This window comes from Pseudomonas sp. 5P_3.1_Bac2 (genome assembly GCF_025465995.1).
Taxonomy (GTDB): Bacteria; Pseudomonadota; Gammaproteobacteria; order Pseudomonadales; family Pseudomonadaceae; genus Aquipseudomonas.
The window spans coordinates 58,107-74,715 of sequence record NZ_JANLNY010000006.1 but is presented as its reverse complement, the minus strand read 5'-3'; the positions used below and the strand labels follow the sequence as shown (position 1 = coordinate 74,715).

20 protein-coding genes are annotated in these 16,609 nt (G+C 58.8%); 9 read left to right on the top strand and 11 right to left on the bottom strand.

The genetic code is table 11. From position 1 onward, the window contains the following. Positions 1 to 22: 22 nt before the first annotated feature. The 5 genes from NTD81_RS04700 to NTD81_RS04680 form a co-directional block, all read right to left on the bottom strand. Positions 23 to 871 carry a CAP domain-containing protein gene (locus tag NTD81_RS04700; protein WP_262180002.1) on the bottom strand — a complete coding sequence of 283 codons (849 nt, stop codon included), beginning with the start codon at positions 869 to 871 and terminating at the stop codon, positions 23 to 25. 107 nt (positions 872 to 978) lie between these two features. Then, positions 979 to 1,422: a hypothetical protein gene (locus tag NTD81_RS04695; RefSeq protein WP_262180000.1), complete on the bottom strand. Its 444-nt coding sequence runs from the start codon at positions 1,420 to 1,422 to the stop codon at positions 979 to 981. A 227-nt stretch (positions 1,423 to 1,649) separates the two neighbouring features. Beyond that, entirely contained in the window at positions 1,650 to 2,060 is a 411-nt protein-coding gene (locus tag NTD81_RS04690) for an HPF/RaiA family ribosome-associated protein (protein ID WP_262179999.1), read from the bottom strand. A 267-nt stretch (positions 2,061 to 2,327) separates the two neighbouring features. Then, complete coding sequence (locus tag NTD81_RS04685; protein ID WP_262179997.1) at positions 2,328 to 3,089, bottom strand: ABC transporter permease; 762 nt, start codon at positions 3,087 to 3,089, stop codon at positions 2,328 to 2,330. A 35-nt stretch (positions 3,090 to 3,124) separates the two neighbouring features. Next, a complete protein-coding gene (locus tag NTD81_RS04680; protein WP_262179994.1) occupies positions 3,125 to 4,048 on the bottom strand; it encodes an ABC transporter ATP-binding protein in 924 nt (307 codons plus the stop codon). 159 nt (positions 4,049 to 4,207) lie between these two features. Here NTD81_RS04680 and NTD81_RS04675 point away from each other — a divergent pair, with 159 nt between their 5' ends. Both NTD81_RS04675 and NTD81_RS04670 read left to right on the top strand, forming a co-directional pair. Next, positions 4,208 to 4,504, top strand: coding sequence for an I78 family peptidase inhibitor (locus NTD81_RS04675; RefSeq protein WP_262179992.1), 297 nt, complete (start codon positions 4,208 to 4,210; stop codon positions 4,502 to 4,504). Positions 4,505 to 4,610: 106 nt separating this feature from the next. After that, positions 4,611 to 6,149, top strand: coding sequence for a sigma-54-dependent transcriptional regulator (locus NTD81_RS04670; RefSeq protein ID WP_262179990.1), 1,539 nt, complete (start codon positions 4,611 to 4,613; stop codon positions 6,147 to 6,149). Between the two features lie 340 nt (positions 6,150 to 6,489). Here the strand turns inward: NTD81_RS04670 and NTD81_RS04665 are convergent, their stop codons facing one another. The 5 genes from NTD81_RS04665 to NTD81_RS04645 all read right to left on the bottom strand — a co-directional run bounded on the left by NTD81_RS04665 (position 6,490) and on the right by NTD81_RS04645 (position 10,384). Then, positions 6,490 to 7,404, bottom strand: coding sequence for an SDR family oxidoreductase (locus tag NTD81_RS04665; protein WP_262179989.1), 915 nt, complete (start codon positions 7,402 to 7,404; stop codon positions 6,490 to 6,492). Between the two features lie 120 nt (positions 7,405 to 7,524). Then, entirely contained in the window at positions 7,525 to 8,064 is a 540-nt protein-coding gene (locus NTD81_RS04660; protein ID WP_262179987.1) for a DUF1569 domain-containing protein, read from the bottom strand. A 35-nt stretch (positions 8,065 to 8,099) separates the two neighbouring features. Next, a complete protein-coding gene (locus NTD81_RS04655) occupies positions 8,100 to 8,996 on the bottom strand; it encodes an alpha/beta fold hydrolase (RefSeq protein ID WP_262179985.1) in 897 nt (298 codons plus the stop codon). Further along, positions 8,993 to 9,775, bottom strand: coding sequence for a class II aldolase/adducin family protein (locus tag NTD81_RS04650; RefSeq protein ID WP_262179983.1), 783 nt, complete (start codon positions 9,773 to 9,775; stop codon positions 8,993 to 8,995). Before NTD81_RS04650 ends, NTD81_RS04655 begins: the two co-directional genes overlap by 4 nt. A gap of 156 nt (positions 9,776 to 9,931) precedes the next feature. Continuing rightward, positions 9,932 to 10,384 carry a flavodoxin gene (locus tag NTD81_RS04645; protein WP_262179981.1) on the bottom strand — a complete coding sequence of 151 codons (453 nt, stop codon included), beginning with the start codon at positions 10,382 to 10,384 and terminating at the stop codon, positions 9,932 to 9,934. Positions 10,385 to 10,633: 249 nt separating this feature from the next. Here NTD81_RS04645 and NTD81_RS04640 point away from each other — a divergent pair, with 249 nt between their 5' ends. The 6 genes from NTD81_RS04640 (at position 10,634) to NTD81_RS04615 (ending at position 14,219) form a co-directional block, all read left to right on the top strand. After that, complete coding sequence (locus tag NTD81_RS04640) at positions 10,634 to 11,230, top strand: hypothetical protein (RefSeq protein WP_262179979.1); 597 nt, start codon at positions 10,634 to 10,636, stop codon at positions 11,228 to 11,230. Between the two features lie 191 nt (positions 11,231 to 11,421). Then, entirely contained in the window at positions 11,422 to 12,132 is a 711-nt protein-coding gene (gene folM, locus NTD81_RS04635) for a dihydromonapterin reductase (protein WP_262179977.1), read from the top strand. Between the two features lie 139 nt (positions 12,133 to 12,271). Beyond that, the gene (gene folX / locus NTD81_RS04630) at positions 12,272 to 12,643 is read left to right on the top strand and encodes a dihydroneopterin triphosphate 2'-epimerase (protein WP_262179974.1); all 372 of its coding nucleotides are present in this window, start codon (positions 12,272 to 12,274) and stop codon (positions 12,641 to 12,643) included. Positions 12,644 to 12,769: 126 nt separating this feature from the next. Continuing rightward, complete coding sequence (locus tag NTD81_RS04625) at positions 12,770 to 13,063, top strand: DUF1244 domain-containing protein (protein ID WP_262179972.1); 294 nt, start codon at positions 12,770 to 12,772, stop codon at positions 13,061 to 13,063. Then, a complete protein-coding gene (locus NTD81_RS04620) occupies positions 13,060 to 13,404 on the top strand; it encodes a HopJ type III effector protein (protein ID WP_262179970.1) in 345 nt (114 codons plus the stop codon). The genes NTD81_RS04625 and NTD81_RS04620 overlap by 4 nt, the downstream gene beginning before the upstream one ends. 227 nt (positions 13,405 to 13,631) lie before the next feature. Next, positions 13,632 to 14,219 carry a putative glycolipid-binding domain-containing protein gene (locus NTD81_RS04615; protein ID WP_262179968.1) on the top strand — a complete coding sequence of 196 codons (588 nt, stop codon included), beginning with the start codon at positions 13,632 to 13,634 and terminating at the stop codon, positions 14,217 to 14,219. Here NTD81_RS04615 and NTD81_RS04610 read toward each other — a convergent pair. After that, positions 14,196 to 15,122 (bottom strand): LysR family transcriptional regulator, encoded by a 927-nt coding sequence (locus NTD81_RS04610; protein ID WP_262179966.1) that lies wholly within the window; start codon positions 15,120 to 15,122, stop codon positions 14,196 to 14,198. The two genes, NTD81_RS04615 and NTD81_RS04610, sit on opposite strands and share 24 nt — an antisense overlap. Positions 15,123 to 15,303: 181 nt before the next feature. Here NTD81_RS04610 and NTD81_RS04605 point away from each other — a divergent pair, with 181 nt between their 5' ends. Further along, positions 15,304 to 16,602, top strand: coding sequence for a CitMHS family transporter (locus NTD81_RS04605; RefSeq protein WP_262179964.1), 1,299 nt, complete (start codon positions 15,304 to 15,306; stop codon positions 16,600 to 16,602). Positions 16,603 to 16,609: the final 7 nt, after the last annotated feature.

Genomic DNA, 16,609 nt, shown 5'->3' with positions numbered 1-16,609 from the left:
GGCACCAAGCCCGGCCGTAACCCTATGGGGCGCCGAACATAGCGGTCCAGTAGATGCCCGCATCGCTCTTAGGATCGGTGGCGTAAGCCGCGCCAAACTCCTTGTACTGCGGATTCATCAAGTTGACGCAGTGCCCGGGACTGGCCAGCCAGCCCTGAACCACCTTACTAACCGCATCTTGGCCGGCGGCGATATTCTCGCCGACGTGCTGACCTGAGTAACCGGCCAGCTCGGCCCGATCCCCTGGCGTGCGCCCATCAGTGCCCCGGTGAGCGAAGAAGTTGCCATTGGCCATGGCCCGGCTGTGCTCTTGCGCCACGTCGGCTAAAACCGTCTGCCATTGCAGCGGCGCAGCGGCGGCGTAAGTCAGCTCTCCGCACTGGCGGGTGCTGTTGCGCGCTTGGTTGATCTGCTCAAGCAACTTCTGGCCTTCTTCCTGCCAGGGCGCCAGCTTGCTTTTCAGCAACGGCTGGGCCAACACCACACGCCAATCGCGATCCACCCGACTCACGGCGATATCAACAAATTGCGGGTTAAGTACCACCTTGCAGAAGCTCTCCTGCAAGGTCTGCATGGCCGATGACGCATCCCGTGGCCCCGACAGCGTGATGGCCTGCACATTGACCATGGGGTAGCCATTGCGCGCTAAGGCGCTCTGCAAATCGACCTGGCCGCTGGCGGGCAAACTCAAACGGTTGTCTGCAGCCAGGGGCGGTAATTCTTCCGAGGCCTGGGTCTCGCAGCGCTGTACCTGACTGCGGTAGTCGTTGATCAACTCGATCAACTGCGCCTCATCAGCCGCCTGTACCTGCAGGCTGGCCGCCGCTACTGCCAAGGCCAATATGCCCCGAATGGAAAACCCCGTCGCCATGCGTACCCCTTAGTCTGTCAACGCCAAGCATCTGTCACGGTTAATAGTGACTAGATCTTGGCCCAGTCGGGCGCCTGATGCCAGTGCCACAACAGCACAGCACGACCTTAGACACGCAGACTAATGCCGCCCTTCTCCTGCAACCAACTGCGGTAGGTGCTTAAGGAGTCGGTCTGCTGGCCGGCGTTAAAGCCGACAAATTTGAGCGCCGCAGCTTGTTCCGACGCCAACAGCTTATCGAGCTGGCCCATCAGCTTAGCTGCGTCATCGCGGTCCAATTCGGCCACATCGGGCAGAGCTATCTGGCTGGCCTGACTGCTGCTCGGGCTCGCTGCGCTATGGGCGCTGAGGCTGCCGCCCTGCTGGGCTTGATAAGCGCGCAGTAAACCGCCTTGGCTATTGCTGACAAGCTGTTGGGCATAGCTGCGCAATTGCGCCAGGGCGTCGCTCTGCGTGGTCGTGTCCGCGCTTTTTGCCGGGCTGCTGCTCGCGGTTTGCGCGGCGTTACTCAGGTAGCGGCTCAAGGGCAAGCTGGAGGAAATAGTGGTCATGGCTAGGCTCTACAAAATAGCAGTACGCAGACGCTCTGCAGAAAACACGCCAATCGAATAAAAGCCTTACAAATTAAATACTTATTTTTATAGCCCTGAAGCCCATAAGGCTAAGAGGCAAAAACTTGCCGCCTTTGCCAGCGCCAAAACGACTGCGCCCCGACAACGATTGCCGGGGCGCAGGCCTTAGAGGTAAGGCAGCCGCACCGGCTGCCTAGGACGATTAGTTAGAGCGCGCGTAACTGCTCATCAGCGAGGAAGTCTTCGCGCAACAGCGCGTCTTGGCCGGATACATGATGGGTGGCGGCCTGCAACACGGTGGCGCGTTTACTGCGCAATTTGCCAAATTGATGGTCAAGGGCATTGTGCAGTTTGTCGATGGAGCCCTCGATGGCTTGCTCCAGCGAATCGGCTTTATGGGTCACGCTGACCGGCTGCCGGCCTTTCGGGCGGGCTTCGATTTGGCAGCGTTTGTCTTGGGCACCAGCTTTGCCGGCATTGTCATCGTGAAGGTGAACTACGACGCGGGTGACGTCTTCATCAAAACGCTCAAGCTTGCTGGAAACACTGGCACTGACCCAGTCAACTAAGCGTACATGGCCGTCGATATGATTATCGCTGTGAACTTGGATTTGCATAAAGCTTTCCTTCTTCAACGGTTCGCGAATAACGCCGCCGTCTGACCTGTAAAGCTCATCAGGCGACAACCTCAGACTACGCCATTGCGCCCCCTGTTGGGCAAGTGCCAAACGTTGATCCAGGCCGCTTGTATGTCGAAAAAAGCCCCAGCGCCCTGCGCTAACGCAGATGGGCTGGGGCTTTGGACATTTTGTCGGCAATTCAAACAATTCATTTCAGCCGATACAGCCGAGCTTTTGGCACATTTGCCCTAGCTTATGCAGCACTTAACTCTTCAAGCGATAGCCGGTTTTGAAAATAAAACCCACGGCAAGCAAACACAGCAGCAAAAAGCCGAGGATCATCGCCAAACTCAAGGCGACATTGACGTCAGCCACACCGAAAAAGCTCCAGCGGAACACACTGATCAAATACACCACCGGGTTAAACAGGGTCACCGTTTGCCAAGCCGGTGGCAGCATGCTGATCGAGTAGAAGGCGCCGCCGAGGAAGGTCAATGGCGTGACGATCAGCGCCGGGACGATCTGCAACTTCTCCCAGCCATCGGCCCACACGCCGATGATGAAACCGAACAGGCTGAAGGTCAGCGCGGTCAGCACTAAAAACGCCAACATCCACACAGGATGGGCGATCTCGAAACTGACGAAGCAGCGCGCCGTGAGCAAAATAATCAGGCCCAAGATGATCGACTTGGTCGCCGCCGCCCCGACGTAGCCGAACAGAATCTCCACATAGGAAACCGGCGCCGACAACAACTCGTAAATGCTCCCTGAGTATTTCGGCATGTAGATGCCAAACGAGGCGTTGGAAATGCTCTCAGTGAGCAGCGCCAGCATGATCAGCCCCGGCACGATAAAGGCGCCATAGCTGACCCCTTGGACCTGGGTCATGCTGCTGCCGATGGCCGAGCCGAACACCACAAAGTACAACGAGGTGCTGATCACCGGGGTGGCGATGCTTTGCAGCAAGGTGCGCCAAGTACGCGCTAACTCAAACAGGTAAATCGCCTTAACGGCATAGAAATTCATGGCAGGGATTCCGCTTAATTCGTCAACAGTGGGGCTTAGCGTTCGCTTACCAGCGACACAAAGATCTCTTCCAGAGAGCTTTGGCTGGACTGCAAATCTTTAAAATCAATGCCGTGCTGGCTGAGGCTTTTCAGCAGTTCGGTAATGCCGGTGCTGTCGCTTTGCGCATCGAAGGTAAATACCAAGGCGCGACCTTCGTCGACCAGTTCTAGGGCATAGCCGGCTAATGCGTCAGGGATGCAGGCCAACGGCTGCTGCAGATACAGGGTCAGCTGTTTTTTGCCAAGCTTGTGCATCAGCACCTGCTTGTCTTCCACCAAGATGATCCGGCCCTTGCTGATCACCCCAATGCGGTCGGCCATTTCCTCGGCTTCTTCGATGTAATGGGTAGTGAGGATGATGGTCACGCCGCGCTCACGCAGGCCGCGCACCATGTTCCACATATCGCGGCGCAGCTCCACGTCGACCCCGGCGGTGGGCTCATCGAGAAACAGAATCTGCGGCTCATGACTCAGCGCCTTGGCAATCATCACGCGCCGGCGCATACCGCCAGACAGCTCAAAAATCTTCGCATCGCGCTTATCCCACAACGACAAATCGCGCAGCAGACGCTCCAGATAAGCATTGTCAGGTTTCTTGCCAAACAGCCCGCGGCTGAACTTGACCGTGCTCCAGACGGACTCGAACACATCGCTGACCAACTCTTGCGGCACTAGGCCGATCTGCGCACGGGCGGCGCGGTAGTCTTTGATGATGTCCTTGCCGCTGACCAGCACGCGCCCGCTGCCGGGATTGACGATGCCGCAGATGATACTGATCAGCGTGGTCTTGCCGGCGCCATTGGGGCCGAGCAAGGCAAAGATCTCGCCTTGACGAATGTCTAGGTCAATCCCTTGCAGGGCCGGATGGCCACTGGCATAGGTCTTATTGAGCTGTTGGATAGAAATGACGGCCGACACGGCAATGCCTCAGCAGGAAAATCGCCGATTGTAGGACTGATAGCCCAGGAAAGGTAAATAGCCTTGGAATGACCCGCCGTGTGGCCGCTTTCGATTGAGTTGTCGGGCAGCGCGCTGCTAGGCTGCACTTTTGTTTTGTGCAGAGAAAAGGACCTGATCATGCACCCTCACCGCCTCCTCAGTTTGGCGCTCATAACGCTGTTAGCCGGCTGTAGCAGCGCTCAACGGGCTGATGACATCGAGCAGATCACCGGCAACTGCAATGCCGAATCGCTGCGCGCGCAGCTGGGCCAGCAGATCAGTGTCGAGCGCGTCGAGCAGTTGCAATTGCAAGCCAATGCCAAGTTAGTGCGGGTGCTGGCGCCCGGCGATATGGCGAGCCAGGAGTTCAACCCACAGCGCCTGACCATCGACATCGACGAAAGCGAAGCCATCCTCCATCTGCACTGCGGCTAACGCTCCTGCGAGTTAGCGGCACGGCTGGCGTGGCCTGAGCGGTTAACGCCAGCGTGCAGACCGGGCATACTGACGCCCTTCTCAACCACGGCAGCTCTGCGCCTTCATGCGTATTCACGTCAGTTTTATCGACCGCGTTGGCATCACCCAGGAAGTCCTGGCCCTTTTGGGTGGGCGCAATCTCAACCTCGATGCCGTGGAGATGGTGCCGCCCAACGTCTATATCGACGCCCCGACCCTAAGCCCCAGCGTGCTTGAGGAACTGCGCGAGGCGCTGTTTAGCGTGCGTGGCGTGCAGAACGTGACCATCGTCGACATCCTCCCCGGTCAGCGGCGTCACCTGCAGCTGGATGCCTTGCTGGCGGCGATGACCGACCCGGTGCTGGCGGTCGACAGCCAGGGTCGGGTGCTGCTGGCCAACCCAGCGCTGATCGAGCTGTACGGCAGCGAGCCGGAGGGCTTGAGCCTGGGCGAGCTGTTTGCCGATGAGCCCTTGCAAAGCGAGCTCCTGAACCAAGGCTTTCGCCTGCCGATGCGCGAGATCACCCTCAAAGGTCAGGCCCTGCTGCTCGACGCCCAGCCCATCACCGAGGATGTCGGCGGCGCCAGTCGCCAGTTGGCCGGCGGCCTGCTGAGCCTGTATGCGCCCAACCGCATCGGTGAGCGCTTAGCCGCGCTGCACCACGACCATGCGGAAGGTTTTGATGCCCTGCTCGGCGACTCGGCGCCGCTGCGTAATCTCAAGGCTCGGGCGCAGCGCGTGGCCGTGCTGGATGCGCCACTGCTGATCAACGGCGAAACCGGCACGGGCAAAGAATTGGTAGCCCGCGCCTGCCACGCCCTAAGCGCGCGGCATGCGGCACCGTTTTTGGCGCTGAACTGCGCGGCCCTGCCGGAAAACCTCGCCGAAAGTGAACTGTTTGGCTATGCCCCCGGCGCCTTCACCGGCGCCCAGCGTGGCGGCAAACCGGGGCTGTTGGAGCTGGCCCACCAAGGTACGGTGTTTCTCGATGAAATCGCCGAGATGTCGCCCTATCTGCAAGCCAAGTTGCTGCGTTTTTTAAACGATGGCACCTTCCGCCGCGTCGGCGGTGAGCGTGAAGTGAAGGTTAACGTGCGCATCTTAAGCGCCACCCACCGCGATCTGGAGCAGATGGTCAGCGCCGGCAGCTTCCGTGAAGACCTGTACTACCGCCTCAATGTCTTGAATCTGGAAGTGCCGCCGCTGCGCGAGCGCGGTCAGGACATCCTCCTGCTGGCCCGGCACTTTATGCAGCAGGCCTGCGCACAGATCCAACGCCTGCCCTGCCGCCTGACGCCCGACACCTACCCGGCGCTGCTGAGCAACCGCTGGCCAGGCAATGTGCGCCAGCTGCAGAACGTCATCTTCCGCGCCGCCGCCATTTGCGAAAGCAATCTGGTGCAGATCGATGATCTGGATATCGCCGGCACTGCCGTGGCCAGCCAGCAAGACGCAAGCGATGTCACCAGTCTGGAAGCCGCCGTAGCCCAGTTCGAGAAGAACCTGCTGGAAAAACTCTACCCCAGCCACCCCTCTACCCGACAATTGGCCCAGCGCCTGCAAACCTCACACAGCGCCATCGCCATTCGCCTGCGCAAATACGGTATCCCAGGCAAAAGCTAGGGCGGCCCAGCCAAGCGGGCAGGCTTAGACGCGCGCGGTCAGCCAGAGCGGTCAAAGCACTGAGCAATGACGGCAGGCGCGTCCACTAGAGCCCAGAACAGCGCTCTGCCGCGCAGACTGGGCGAGTGCTGGACTTGCTCGTACAGCACCGCAGTGAAGCTGGGTTTAACACGTCTGCGCAGTAGCGACTGCGCCCAATCAACGTGCAAGGCCAGAGCGGTGATATGGGCATAAGCGCGCCCAAACGGCCCTCAACACAACCCCTCCAAGGCCCTGCGCCCAATAAAAAACGGCTTAACCGTTACCGGTTAAGCCGCTTATTTATCGACCCTCGTAGCGTTTATCGCTTCGCGAATTTCTGCAGGTTGGCCATCATTTCTTTCATGGCTTCGATATTGTCTTTGGGGTGCGCGGCGCCCTCAAAGTCGCAGATCTTGGCGAAGTTGTCCGCGACATCTTCCGGGCTGAAGCCGGCTTGTGGATCAAAGCCTGCGCCCAAGCTGCGCTCCCAACGCACCTTACCGACCCAACCGCCACCGACCTCAAACAAGCCGGCGCTGTCTTCACAGGCGCTGCTGCCCAGATAAACCACCAGCGGGCTGACCAGCTCAGGCTTGAGTTGCTCGAACACCTGCGGCGGAATCAGACCTTCAGTCATACGGGTGCCGCCGGTAGGGGCAATGGCGTTGACCAGAATATTGTTCTTGCGCCCTTCCAGCGCCAAGGTACGGGTCAAGCCGTACAGACCGAGCTTGGCCATGCCGTAGTTGGACTGGCCGAAGTTGCCGTAAATACCGGAAGTCGAAGCAGTGAAGATGACCCGGCCATAGCCCTGTTCACGCATATGCGGCCAAGCGGCACGGGTGACTTTGTAAGCACCTTCAACGTGGACCTTGTAGACCAGATCCCAATCGGCATCTTCCATCTTGTGGAAGGTTTTATCGCGCAGGATGCCAGCGTTATTCACCACCACATCGATGCGGCCAAAGGTGTCGAGGGCGTGCTGCACGATCTTTTCGCCATCGGTCACCGAATCGTGGTTGGCCACGGCAGTGCCGCCAGCGGCACGGATTTCCTCGACCACTTTGTCCGCCGCCGAAGCGTTAGCGCCCTCACCGTGGGTGCTGCCGCCCAAGTCGTTGACCACCACTTTAGCGCCATGTTTAGCAAACAGCAGTGCATGGGCGCGGCCCAAACCGCCGCCTGCGCCGGTGACTATCACTACCTGATCGTTAAAACTAATGGCATCACTCATGTCTTGATCCTCGACTGTTAATCATTCCTTGGAGTGTCCAGCAAGCGAGTTGCGGTCACAATAAAAACAACCCCGGCTGAATAGCACAAAATAAGACAGCAGGATAATTCCCCGTGCAGCTCACACCTTGGTCGTACCTTGCAGCAGGCTCAGGTGGTTGTATAGGTGTAAAACATGCGCCTCGGCATATTCGCCGTGGCTAAGCTGGCCGTAGGCGAAGTGCGGCTGCAGCTTGCCCGCATACTCGGCAAAATCACTAAAGGCCCGCTGCAAACGGGCCAAGGCCTGATCCACGCTGGCCGGTTGATCCAGCGCAGCAGCACCAGGGATCGGCTCATCCAAGGGATGACGCATCGCCCCACGGGCGGCGAACGCATTAAAGGCCAACGGCCCGACGCTGCGACGGAACCACAGGGGTTTAAGCTCTGGATAACCCTGCATGGAATATTCAATGCTCTGCGCGCAGTGATTGAACACTTGCGCCGGGCTCCAGCCCTGACGGCTAACTAGCGGCTGCCCCTGCAACTGGCTCAACAACTGCTGGGCACCAGTAATGTTCAAAGCTGCTGGACGCTGCGCACTGGGCAATGCGTAAAAACCGCCAGCGGCGATCAGTACACTGCTACCCGCCGCTAAGGTTAATAGCTGTCGTCTGCGCATCCAAAGCTCCGTATCCGCTGCAAAGCTAAATACGCTCAGGCCTGCTCGGCCGCCAAGCGCTGACGAAACTCCAGGTAGTGCTGCAGCACCACGGTCGGAGCTTCGACCTGAGGGTAATGGCCAATACCGTCGAGCAATACCGTATCGGCATCGCTGATCAGCTCACGGTAGCGCGCCAGCATATGGGCGCCGGAGATCGGATCGTAACCGCCATCAATCAAACGCAGCGGCACCTCGCCACGCTGCATCGCCGCCAGCCAACGCTCGCGCTGCACGCGGCGCTCAGGGATATACGTGATGAGCCGGTGCATCACTGCCGGGCCGTTGTTCACGGCAATCAGCTCCCAGAAGTCATCCAGGGCCGCAGCGCTGGGTTGCGTCTGTGGGCCGAAGATGCGGGCAAAACTGCTGGCCAGTTTGTGCCGGTTAAATAGCCGTCCGAACAGCGCCCCGAAGGGGCTCAGCAAGAGTTTTTGCACCAGCACCGGGCGATGGGTTTCGGGAAACAACCCCCCATTCAAAAACACGCAACTGGCCAGCTGCAGGCGCTGCTGATAGTGGCGCGCCAGCAACTCTTGGGCGACGCTGTCGCCATAGTCGTGGGCCAGCACGTGCAGCGGCGCCTGAATATCCAGATGGCTGAGCAAGGCCTGCTGCAAGTCGGCTTGTTCCAGCAGGCTGTAGCGATGGCCACGAGGCTTGGCAGAGTCACCAAAGCCCAGCATATCGGCGGCAATCAAACGATAGCGCTTGGCCAAAGGCATCCACAGGTGGTGCCAATCCCAGCTGGACGTGGGGAAACCATGGATCAGCAACAGCGGCTCAGCCTGCGCCGAGCCCGCCGTCCAAAAACGGATGGCATGACCGCAAAACTTAAACTCGCGACCATGCTCACGCCACTCTGCCAGGCTGATACCTGGCAGCTGACTCATGCGTCGTAGCCTGGCATTTGCAGATCTAACTTGCGCAGCAGTGCCGGCCAGGCCAAGGCCCCGCCCATGCCATAAGACGATTTCATCACCGCCGTAATCATGCCGCGAGCCCCTACAAGGATAGGCTCCGGAATATGGATCAGCTCAACGCCGCCGCCCTGGGCCAACACTTGCACTTCACAGGCGCGCTGGAGGATGAACATGCCGAGGAAGGCATCGGCGATGCTGCCAAAGGCGGTGAGCAAGCCATGGTTGGGCAGAATCATAAAATTCTTGTCGCCCAAATCGCTCTGCAAGCGGGCCTTCTCTTCATGGTGCAGGGCCACACCTTCATAGCCGTGGTAAGCCAAGCTGGCGAGAACAAACAACGACTGCTGCGACAGCGGCAACAAGCCTTGCTTTTGCGCCGACACGGCAATCCCCGCCGGAGTGTGGATATGCAGTACGCAGCCGACATCCTCACGCACTTCATGCACGGCGCTGTGAATGGTGTAACCGGCAGGGTTGATCTCAAAGGCGCTGGCCATCAGCTTTTTGCCGGCCAGATCGACCTTGACCAAGCTCGAGGCCGTGATTTCGTGGAACATCAACCCATAGGGGTTGATCAGGAAATCTTCAGTGCCCGGCACCTTGGCCGAGATATGGGTGAAGATCAGATCGTCCCAGCCATGCAGGGCGATCAAGCGGTAGCAGGCAGCCAGATCAACTCGCGTCTGCCATTCGGCAGCACTGACCTGATCTTTAACACTGGTGATAGGCAAACTGTGAGCAACAGTCATCGGCAATACCTCGGCGTTTTATTGGTTTTCTAAGGATTAACCACGCCCGCAGTCTAGCCATATCCACCGAAGCAGTGAGTCGCCCTAGCGGCCAGCGTGCTGACCTTACGGGTCAGAACACGCGGCAGCCAAGGCCCGAAGCCGGTCGTCAGGTCGTCAGGTCGTCAAAGCTTGGGCAAATTGCGCCAGCCACGGCTCGGCATCTGTCTCTGGCGTGACGCTTTCGCTGGCATCCAGGCGCAGCATCGGCTGGATCTCCTGCACGCCAAGCTCGGCAAACAGCTCACGGATCAGCTCGCCACCACCGCAAAAGGTGTCGCCATAGCTGGCATCACCCAAACCAATCACCCCAGCCGGTAAAGCACTCCACGCCGGGAATTGATCGCGGATCTCGTGATACAGCCCTTGCAGGTTATCCGGCAACTCGCCCATGCCAGTGGTCGAGGTCACCGCCAATAAGGCTTCAGGGGCAAACGCTTGCAGCTGGGCCAAGCTTGCGCCGGGTTGGTAAAACACAGTAAAGCCAGCTTGGCTGAGCAGGCTCTGGGCGTGACGGGCAACCTCTTCGGCGGTGCCATAGACCGACCCGGAAAAAATAGCGACTTTCATGAACACTCCGCAGCAAAAGGACAGCAGTAATAGCCCGGCATTATGCCGCAAGCAGGCGCGGCATGAACTTGGCCTCAGCACGGCGGACTAAACGCCGCGAACTTGCTGCCATAAACTTCCCTCCAGCGCCAGGAAGCCCCTGAACGGCGTACAGTCAAATTGGCATTAGCTCTGCCCGACGAACGGTTAAAACAAAGCGGAATCATTAGTGTCCTAAACACATCGCCGTATTCCCTGTGGGGGTTTGCCATGCAAGCGCAAAAACTCCTGACCAAAGCCGAGCTGGACTTTATCCGCCAACTGAGTGGTATTGCCCCAGCCCCTGAGCCTCAGGAGCAGCAACGCCTACAGGTAGATGTAGGCAGTCAATTCCGCGAGCTGTTGTCCCGTTGCGCTGCCAACGATCAACTGAGCCTGCATGCCCATGTAGCTAACCAGCACTTGGCCTTTGATCTGCACATCGGTGTGGACGAGCAAAGTGTGCCCTTCTTAAAACTGCGTGCCCCGCAAATTTTTGACGAAGGCGACAGCGAACGTGGCTGGCGTTCGGAATTGTCAGAACCACTGCCGCTGATGAACAAAGCTGGCCGGCGCAATGGCCTGTGGTTGTATCAGCTGTCCAACAGCGGCGCCTTGATCAAATGCACGGGCCAACGCAAAGCGCCCAAGCAATTTAACGCCTTGCTACCGGTGCCTAACGCCGAGCCTATCGCTATCTCCGGCGCCTTTGTCCGCGCGACCGACAACGATCTGCACGCCTACTGGCTGCACGCCCTCGATGCCGAAAGCGATGAGCGCCTGCGCGAATTCATCTTTGCTCAGCACTGCGCTCAAGACCTGCACTAGCAGCGCTACGCCCAAGTCACTTGATCCGCCTAATCGCCCACTATTTAGCTGGGTGAGTGCTGCCCCCGTTTGTCGGACAGCGTGGCTGGTATAAACTTGCGCGCGGTTCAGCCGATGTTGCAGCCTAACTGGTCAGGTTCCCGGCGTAACTTGGCTGAACCCTCCCCCTTATTCCCAGTACCGAGGCGAGCATGAGCCGCGATGACGCTCCGATTTTGATCACCGGTGCCAGTCAGCGCATCGGTCTGCACTGCGCACAGCGCCTGCTTGATGACGGCCACTCGTTGATCATCACTTACCGCAGCCCGCGCCCTGGGCTGGAAAGCTTGCGTGAGCGCGGCGCCCTGACCTTGCCGGCCGACTTTGCCAGCAAAGAAGGCATCCTCGCCTTTATTGATACCCTGAAAATCCACACCGACAGCCTGCGCGCGATCATTCACAACGCCTCGGCCTGGCTCGCCGAGCCGGCCGGGCAGGAAGCGGAGGTTTTTACTGAGCTGTTCCATGTGCATATGCTCGCCCCCTACCTGCTCAACCTGCACTGCCAGAGTTTGCTGGAGCGCTCTGCGTCTGCCGACATCATCCATATCAGCGATGATGTGGTGCGCAAGGGCAGCGCCAAGCATCCCGCCTATTGCGCCAGCAAGGCCGGACTGGACAGCCTGACGCAGTCCTTTGCCGCACGCTTTGCTCCCCGAATCAAGGTCAACGGCATCGCCCCGGCGCTGATTCTGTTTAACCCAGAGGATGACGCCGAATACCGACAGCAGGCGCTCAGCAAATCGGCCTTGGGCATTGAGCCCGGCGCCGAGGTGATCTACCAGAGCGTGCGCTATCTGCTGGATAACCCCTATGTCACCGGCAGCACCTTAAGCGTTAACGGCGGCCGCCAGCTCAAATAGCTCGCGGCGCAGCCCGGCGCCAACGCGACGCAGCAGACAAAATACAAATTGGCAGATGACCGCACCGACAATGCTCGGTACCTTTGCTGCATACGGCGACTGACGCCGGCAACGTACAACTGATCGCACGGAGTTATTTATGCCGCGACTGGAACCTGGAATGGCGCGCATCCGCGTCAAGGACCTGCGCCTGCGCACCTTTATTGGCATCAAGGAAGAGGAGATCAATAACAAGCAAGATGTGTTGATTAACCTGACCATCCTCTACCCCGCCGTAGAAGCCGTGCGCGATAACGACATCGACCACGCCCTGAATTACCGCACCATCACCAAAGCCATCATCCAGCACGTGGAAGGCAATCGCTTTGCCCTGCTGGAGCGTCTGACCCAGGAGATTCTCGACTTGGTCATGGCCAATCCGGCCGTGCGTTACGCCGAAGTCGAAGTGGATAAACCCCACGCCCTGCGCTTTGCCGAGTCGGTATCGATCACCCTCGCGGGTCACCGTTAAAGAGCACAGACAGCATCTTGCTTAACCGGCTTACCCGCCCTGCCCCTCAGCCTAGCGCCGTTGCCGCCGGGCTGGGGAAGCTCTTATCATCGCCGCCACATCTTCCTGCCTGCAGAGACCCCCACCATGACTGAGCAAGAACGCCTTGAACTCGAAGCTGCTGCCTTTCGTAGCCTGGTCCAACATCTGCGCTCCCGGCCCGATGTGCAAAACATTGAGCTGATGAACTTGGCCGGCTTCTGCCGCAACTGCTTGTCGAAATGGTTCAAGGCCGCCGCCGATGACCAAGGCATCGCCATTAGCGCCGAAGAGGCCCGTGAAGAGGTGTACGGCATGCCGTATGCCGAGTGGAAAGCTAAATACCAGAAAGAGGCCAGCACCGAGCAACAGGCGGCCTTTAATCAAGGAAAAACCCCATGAGTGCCCTCAACACCTTCCGCAGCCAACTGCGCGAGCCTGAATTTGCCTTCGCCCAAACCCTGGCGTTTATCGCTGAGCATTACCAGTACCAGCCCAGCGCTTTCACTAACGGCGCAGTAGCAAACGCTGCCGGGCAAAACGAAGGCTCGTGCAAAACCCTGGGCCTGGCTCTGCTCGAGGGCTTCAGCCTGGAAGAAACCCTGCTGTGCTTTGGCGAACATTACCGCAGCGTGTTGGCCACCCCAGAAGGCAATGATCACGGCAATATCCGCGCCCTGCTGAAAACCGGCCTAGCGGGTGTCAGCTTTGCGCAGCAATCCCTCCAGGCTAATAGCCATTAAGCCTATGTAAGACTCTGGCGCACAGCCTGCTTGTGCGCCAGAATTCTGCTGTCAGACAAATGACACTCAGCTGTTTAACTCTCTGTGCATGCATCTGGTATCTGCTTAGCCAATTTCCAAAGAGGCTTAGCGAATGGCAGAACATCACTGAGCTTCAATCCGCGCGCCATTAAGGAAGTTGGTCCGCCCGTCAGCCGCCTAGCCTTAGGCGACATGGAGAGCGTGAGATGCAACAGGCATTGGTATGGAAACCATGGTTTAACCCTGGCGTTGAGAATCTGCGCCTGAGTATCGATGAGCAGGGTATTACGGCCACCAGCCATCTGATGCAAAGCCTTCAAGGCAGCAGCATTGCCGCTAACTATGTGCTCAATTTCGACGCCAACTGGCGCTTTCACAGCCTCTGGATCAAGGTCGACAATCAAGGCCAGCGCAGCCTCAGCCTGCGTCGCGACGAGCAAGGCACCTGGCTGCCCAATGAACGTGCGCGCCCAGACCTGGCAGCCTGCCAGCAGATTTTCCTGTCCGATTCGCCCTTTACCCACACGCCCCTGCTCATGCGCTGTGGGTTAAGCGAAGGGCAAAGTGAGGTGCTGCCAGTGGCCTTCGTCAATCTCCTTACCCTAGGCGTAGAGGCCCGCCAACAGCGTTATCAACGTCGCCCGCAAAGCAACGGGCAGAGCCACTACCGCAGTGAAACCCAAGGCCTGCGCAGCACTGAGCTGAGCGTGGATCCACAAGGCTTAGTGATCAAAGCCTCCGGCCAATTTATGCGCATCAGCTCCCAGCGCTTAAAGCTCAGCGTCTTGGTGTAACGGCGCGGCGGCCAGGCTGCGCTTGAGTGCGGCCACAAAACCCGCCAGCAACACCGAGGCGGCGGCGTCGCGACGCTGGATGATGTGGATCGCACGGCTGATGGGGAAATCTTCCAGCGTACGGCGCAATACCTGGCTTAGGTTGGCAGTAAACGGCGTGGATTCTGGCAGCAGCGCCACCCCGACATCCGCTTCAACCAGTGCCAAGGCAGTGCTTAGATAACGCACCTCACAGGCGATATCGAGCTGTTCAAGGGGCACGGACAAGCGCTGTAACGCGGCGATCAATAAGCTCTGCACGCTACTGCCAGGCAGGGTGACGATTTGCGGATGGGCGATGACATCGAGCAAGCTCAAGGCCGGCACCTGCGCCAACTGATGCTGTTTATTCACAAATAAACACAGGCGATCGGTTAATAACGGCTCAAACAACAGCGCCTCATCTTCAGCCTGCTGAGTGCTAATGGCCACGTCGACTAAACCATTGCGCAGCGCCTGTTGAATTTCGTCGGCGTTTAAATCCAGAACCGTCAGTTTGACCCGGGGATAGTCGCGCTTAAACAGCTTGATCGCCTCCGGCAGCACGCGACTGGCCATGCTGGGCAGGGTCGCGATACGCACTTCGCCAAACACTTCGGTGGCTAAGTTTTTGCCCACCACCAAGGCATTCTCATAGCTGTTAAGCACCGCGCGCAGCGGCGCAATCATCTGCTGGCCCTGCTCGGTGATCTGCACTTCACGCTTGTTACGGCGGAACAACTGGACGGCCAGTTCGTTTTCCAGCTGCTGAATATGCACGGTCAGGGTCGAGGCCGAGACGTGCAGCAACTGCGCCGCGCGGCTGAAGCTATTGAGTTCGGCCACCGCCAGAAACGCCCTGATATGGCGTAATCCTTGTTTCACCCACTCCCTCCTTGTTGACCATGCTGGCTCAGCACTCAGGGCCAGTGCTCGCCCCCAGCGGAGCAGTACTGCGGCTGAGCTTCGATTTTCCTCAATACACAATCCACAGAATATCAATTCAACCCCGCCAGCAACCTGCCTAACATCCAAGCAAGCGCCGCAACTCCATAAGGACAATTATATGCTTGCCGGACTAGGTCTCCTGACCATCACATTGTTATTTGCCAGCATCTTAACCAAAAGACTCTCCGCCCTAACTGCGTTAATCAGCCTGCCGATTATTGCCGCCTTGCTGGGTGGCTTTGGCTTAGAAACCAGTCAATTCATCATTGCCGGTATTAAAAACATCGCGCCGATGGCCGGCATGTTTGTCTTTGCCATTTTGTTCTTTGGCATCATGACCGATGCCGGCATGCTCGATCCGATCATTAATAAAATCCTCCGCACCGTGGGTTTAAAACCCGCGCGCATCACCACCGGCACGGCGCTGCTGGCCCTGCTGATTCATCTGGATGGCTCCGGCGCGGTGGCCTTCTTGATCACCATCCCGGCCATGTTGCCGCTCTACGACAAACTCGGCATGGACCGGCGCATCCTCGCCTGCGTGGCCTCCCTGGCCTGCGGGGTGAACTTCCTGCCGTGGACCGGCCCGGTGATCCGCGCTTCGGCGGCGCTGAACATCCCCGTCACGGAGATTTTCACCCCACTGATCTTGGTCCAGGTGGTCGGCCTAGTGTTCACCTTTAGCGTCGCCTGGCTGCTGGGCAAACGTGAAGAAAAACGCTTGGGGCTGGCCGATGTGTCGAGCACGGCAGAGTTTTTGACTTACCAGATCAGCGAGCAGGACCAAGCCCTGCGCCGGCCCAAACGCTTCGCCATTAACCTTGTAGTCACCCTGCTAGTGCTGGGCATCATGGTCTCGGGCAAGGTCGATCCGGTGGTGATGTTTATGGTGGGCGTGGTGTTGGCCCTGCTGCTCAACTACCCCGACCTTGAGCAGCAGCGCCAGCGTATCGAAGCCCATGCCAAGGCGGCGCTGAGCATGGTCAGCATCCTGCTCGCCGCCGGGGTGTTTACCGGCATTATGAGCGGCACCGGCATGCTCACGGCCATGGCGCAACATGCGGTGGACTTTGTCCCCAGCGGCGCCGGTCAGCATATCCCCTTCGGCCTCGGCCTGCTGGCCATGCCCCTGTCGCTGCTGTTTGATCCGGATTCGTTTTATTTCGGCGTGCTGCCGGTGATTGCGCACACCGCTCAAGCCTTCGCCATTGAGCCGGTGCAAGTGGCCCAGGCGGCGGTACTCGGGCAGATGACCACGGGCTTTCCGGTAAGCCCACTGACCCCGGCGACTTTCCTGATTGTTGGCCTGTGCAAGATCGATCTGGCCGACCACCAAAAATTCAGCATTCCCTTTTTATTCGCGGCTTCGGTGGTGATGACCTTCACCGCGGCGGCCCTTGGCGTATTTCCGTTTTAGGAGAGCA

Bases quoted from the DNA above. Each gene is read 5' to 3' on its own strand.
- NTD81_RS04700 (WP_262180002.1), bottom strand. From the start codon at position 871: ATGGCGACGGGGTTTTCCATTCGGGGCATATTGGCCTTGGCAGTAGCG.
- NTD81_RS04695 (WP_262180000.1), bottom strand. From the start codon at position 1,422: ATGACCACTATTTCCTCCAGCTTGCCCTTGAGCCGCTACCTGAGTAAC.
- NTD81_RS04690 (WP_262179999.1), bottom strand. From the start codon at position 2,060: ATGCAAATCCAAGTTCACAGCGATAATCATATCGACGGCCATGTACGC.
- NTD81_RS04685 (WP_262179997.1), bottom strand. From the start codon at position 3,089: ATGAATTTCTATGCCGTTAAGGCGATTTACCTGTTTGAGTTAGCGCGT.
- NTD81_RS04675 (WP_262179992.1), top strand. From the start codon at position 4,208: ATGCACCCTCACCGCCTCCTCAGTTTGGCGCTCATAACGCTGTTAGCC.
- NTD81_RS04670 (WP_262179990.1), top strand. From the start codon at position 4,611: ATGCGTATTCACGTCAGTTTTATCGACCGCGTTGGCATCACCCAGGAA.
- NTD81_RS04665 (WP_262179989.1), bottom strand. From the start codon at position 7,404: ATGAGTGATGCCATTAGTTTTAACGATCAGGTAGTGATAGTCACCGGC.
- NTD81_RS04660 (WP_262179987.1), bottom strand. From the start codon at position 8,064: ATGCGCAGACGACAGCTATTAACCTTAGCGGCGGGTAGCAGTGTACTG.
- NTD81_RS04655 (WP_262179985.1), bottom strand. From the start codon at position 8,996: ATGAGTCAGCTGCCAGGTATCAGCCTGGCAGAGTGGCGTGAGCATGGT.
- NTD81_RS04650 (WP_262179983.1), bottom strand. From the start codon at position 9,775: ATGACTGTTGCTCACAGTTTGCCTATCACCAGTGTTAAAGATCAGGTC.
- NTD81_RS04645 (WP_262179981.1), bottom strand. From the start codon at position 10,384: ATGAAAGTCGCTATTTTTTCCGGGTCGGTCTATGGCACCGCCGAAGAG.
- NTD81_RS04640 (WP_262179979.1), top strand. From the start codon at position 10,634: ATGCAAGCGCAAAAACTCCTGACCAAAGCCGAGCTGGACTTTATCCGC.
- folM (WP_262179977.1), top strand. From the start codon at position 11,422: ATGAGCCGCGATGACGCTCCGATTTTGATCACCGGTGCCAGTCAGCGC.
- folX (WP_262179974.1), top strand. From the start codon at position 12,272: ATGCCGCGACTGGAACCTGGAATGGCGCGCATCCGCGTCAAGGACCTG.
- NTD81_RS04625 (WP_262179972.1), top strand. From the start codon at position 12,770: ATGACTGAGCAAGAACGCCTTGAACTCGAAGCTGCTGCCTTTCGTAGC.
- NTD81_RS04620 (WP_262179970.1), top strand. From the start codon at position 13,060: ATGAGTGCCCTCAACACCTTCCGCAGCCAACTGCGCGAGCCTGAATTT.
- NTD81_RS04615 (WP_262179968.1), top strand. From the start codon at position 13,632: ATGCAACAGGCATTGGTATGGAAACCATGGTTTAACCCTGGCGTTGAG.
- NTD81_RS04605 (WP_262179964.1), top strand. From the start codon at position 15,304: ATGCTTGCCGGACTAGGTCTCCTGACCATCACATTGTTATTTGCCAGC.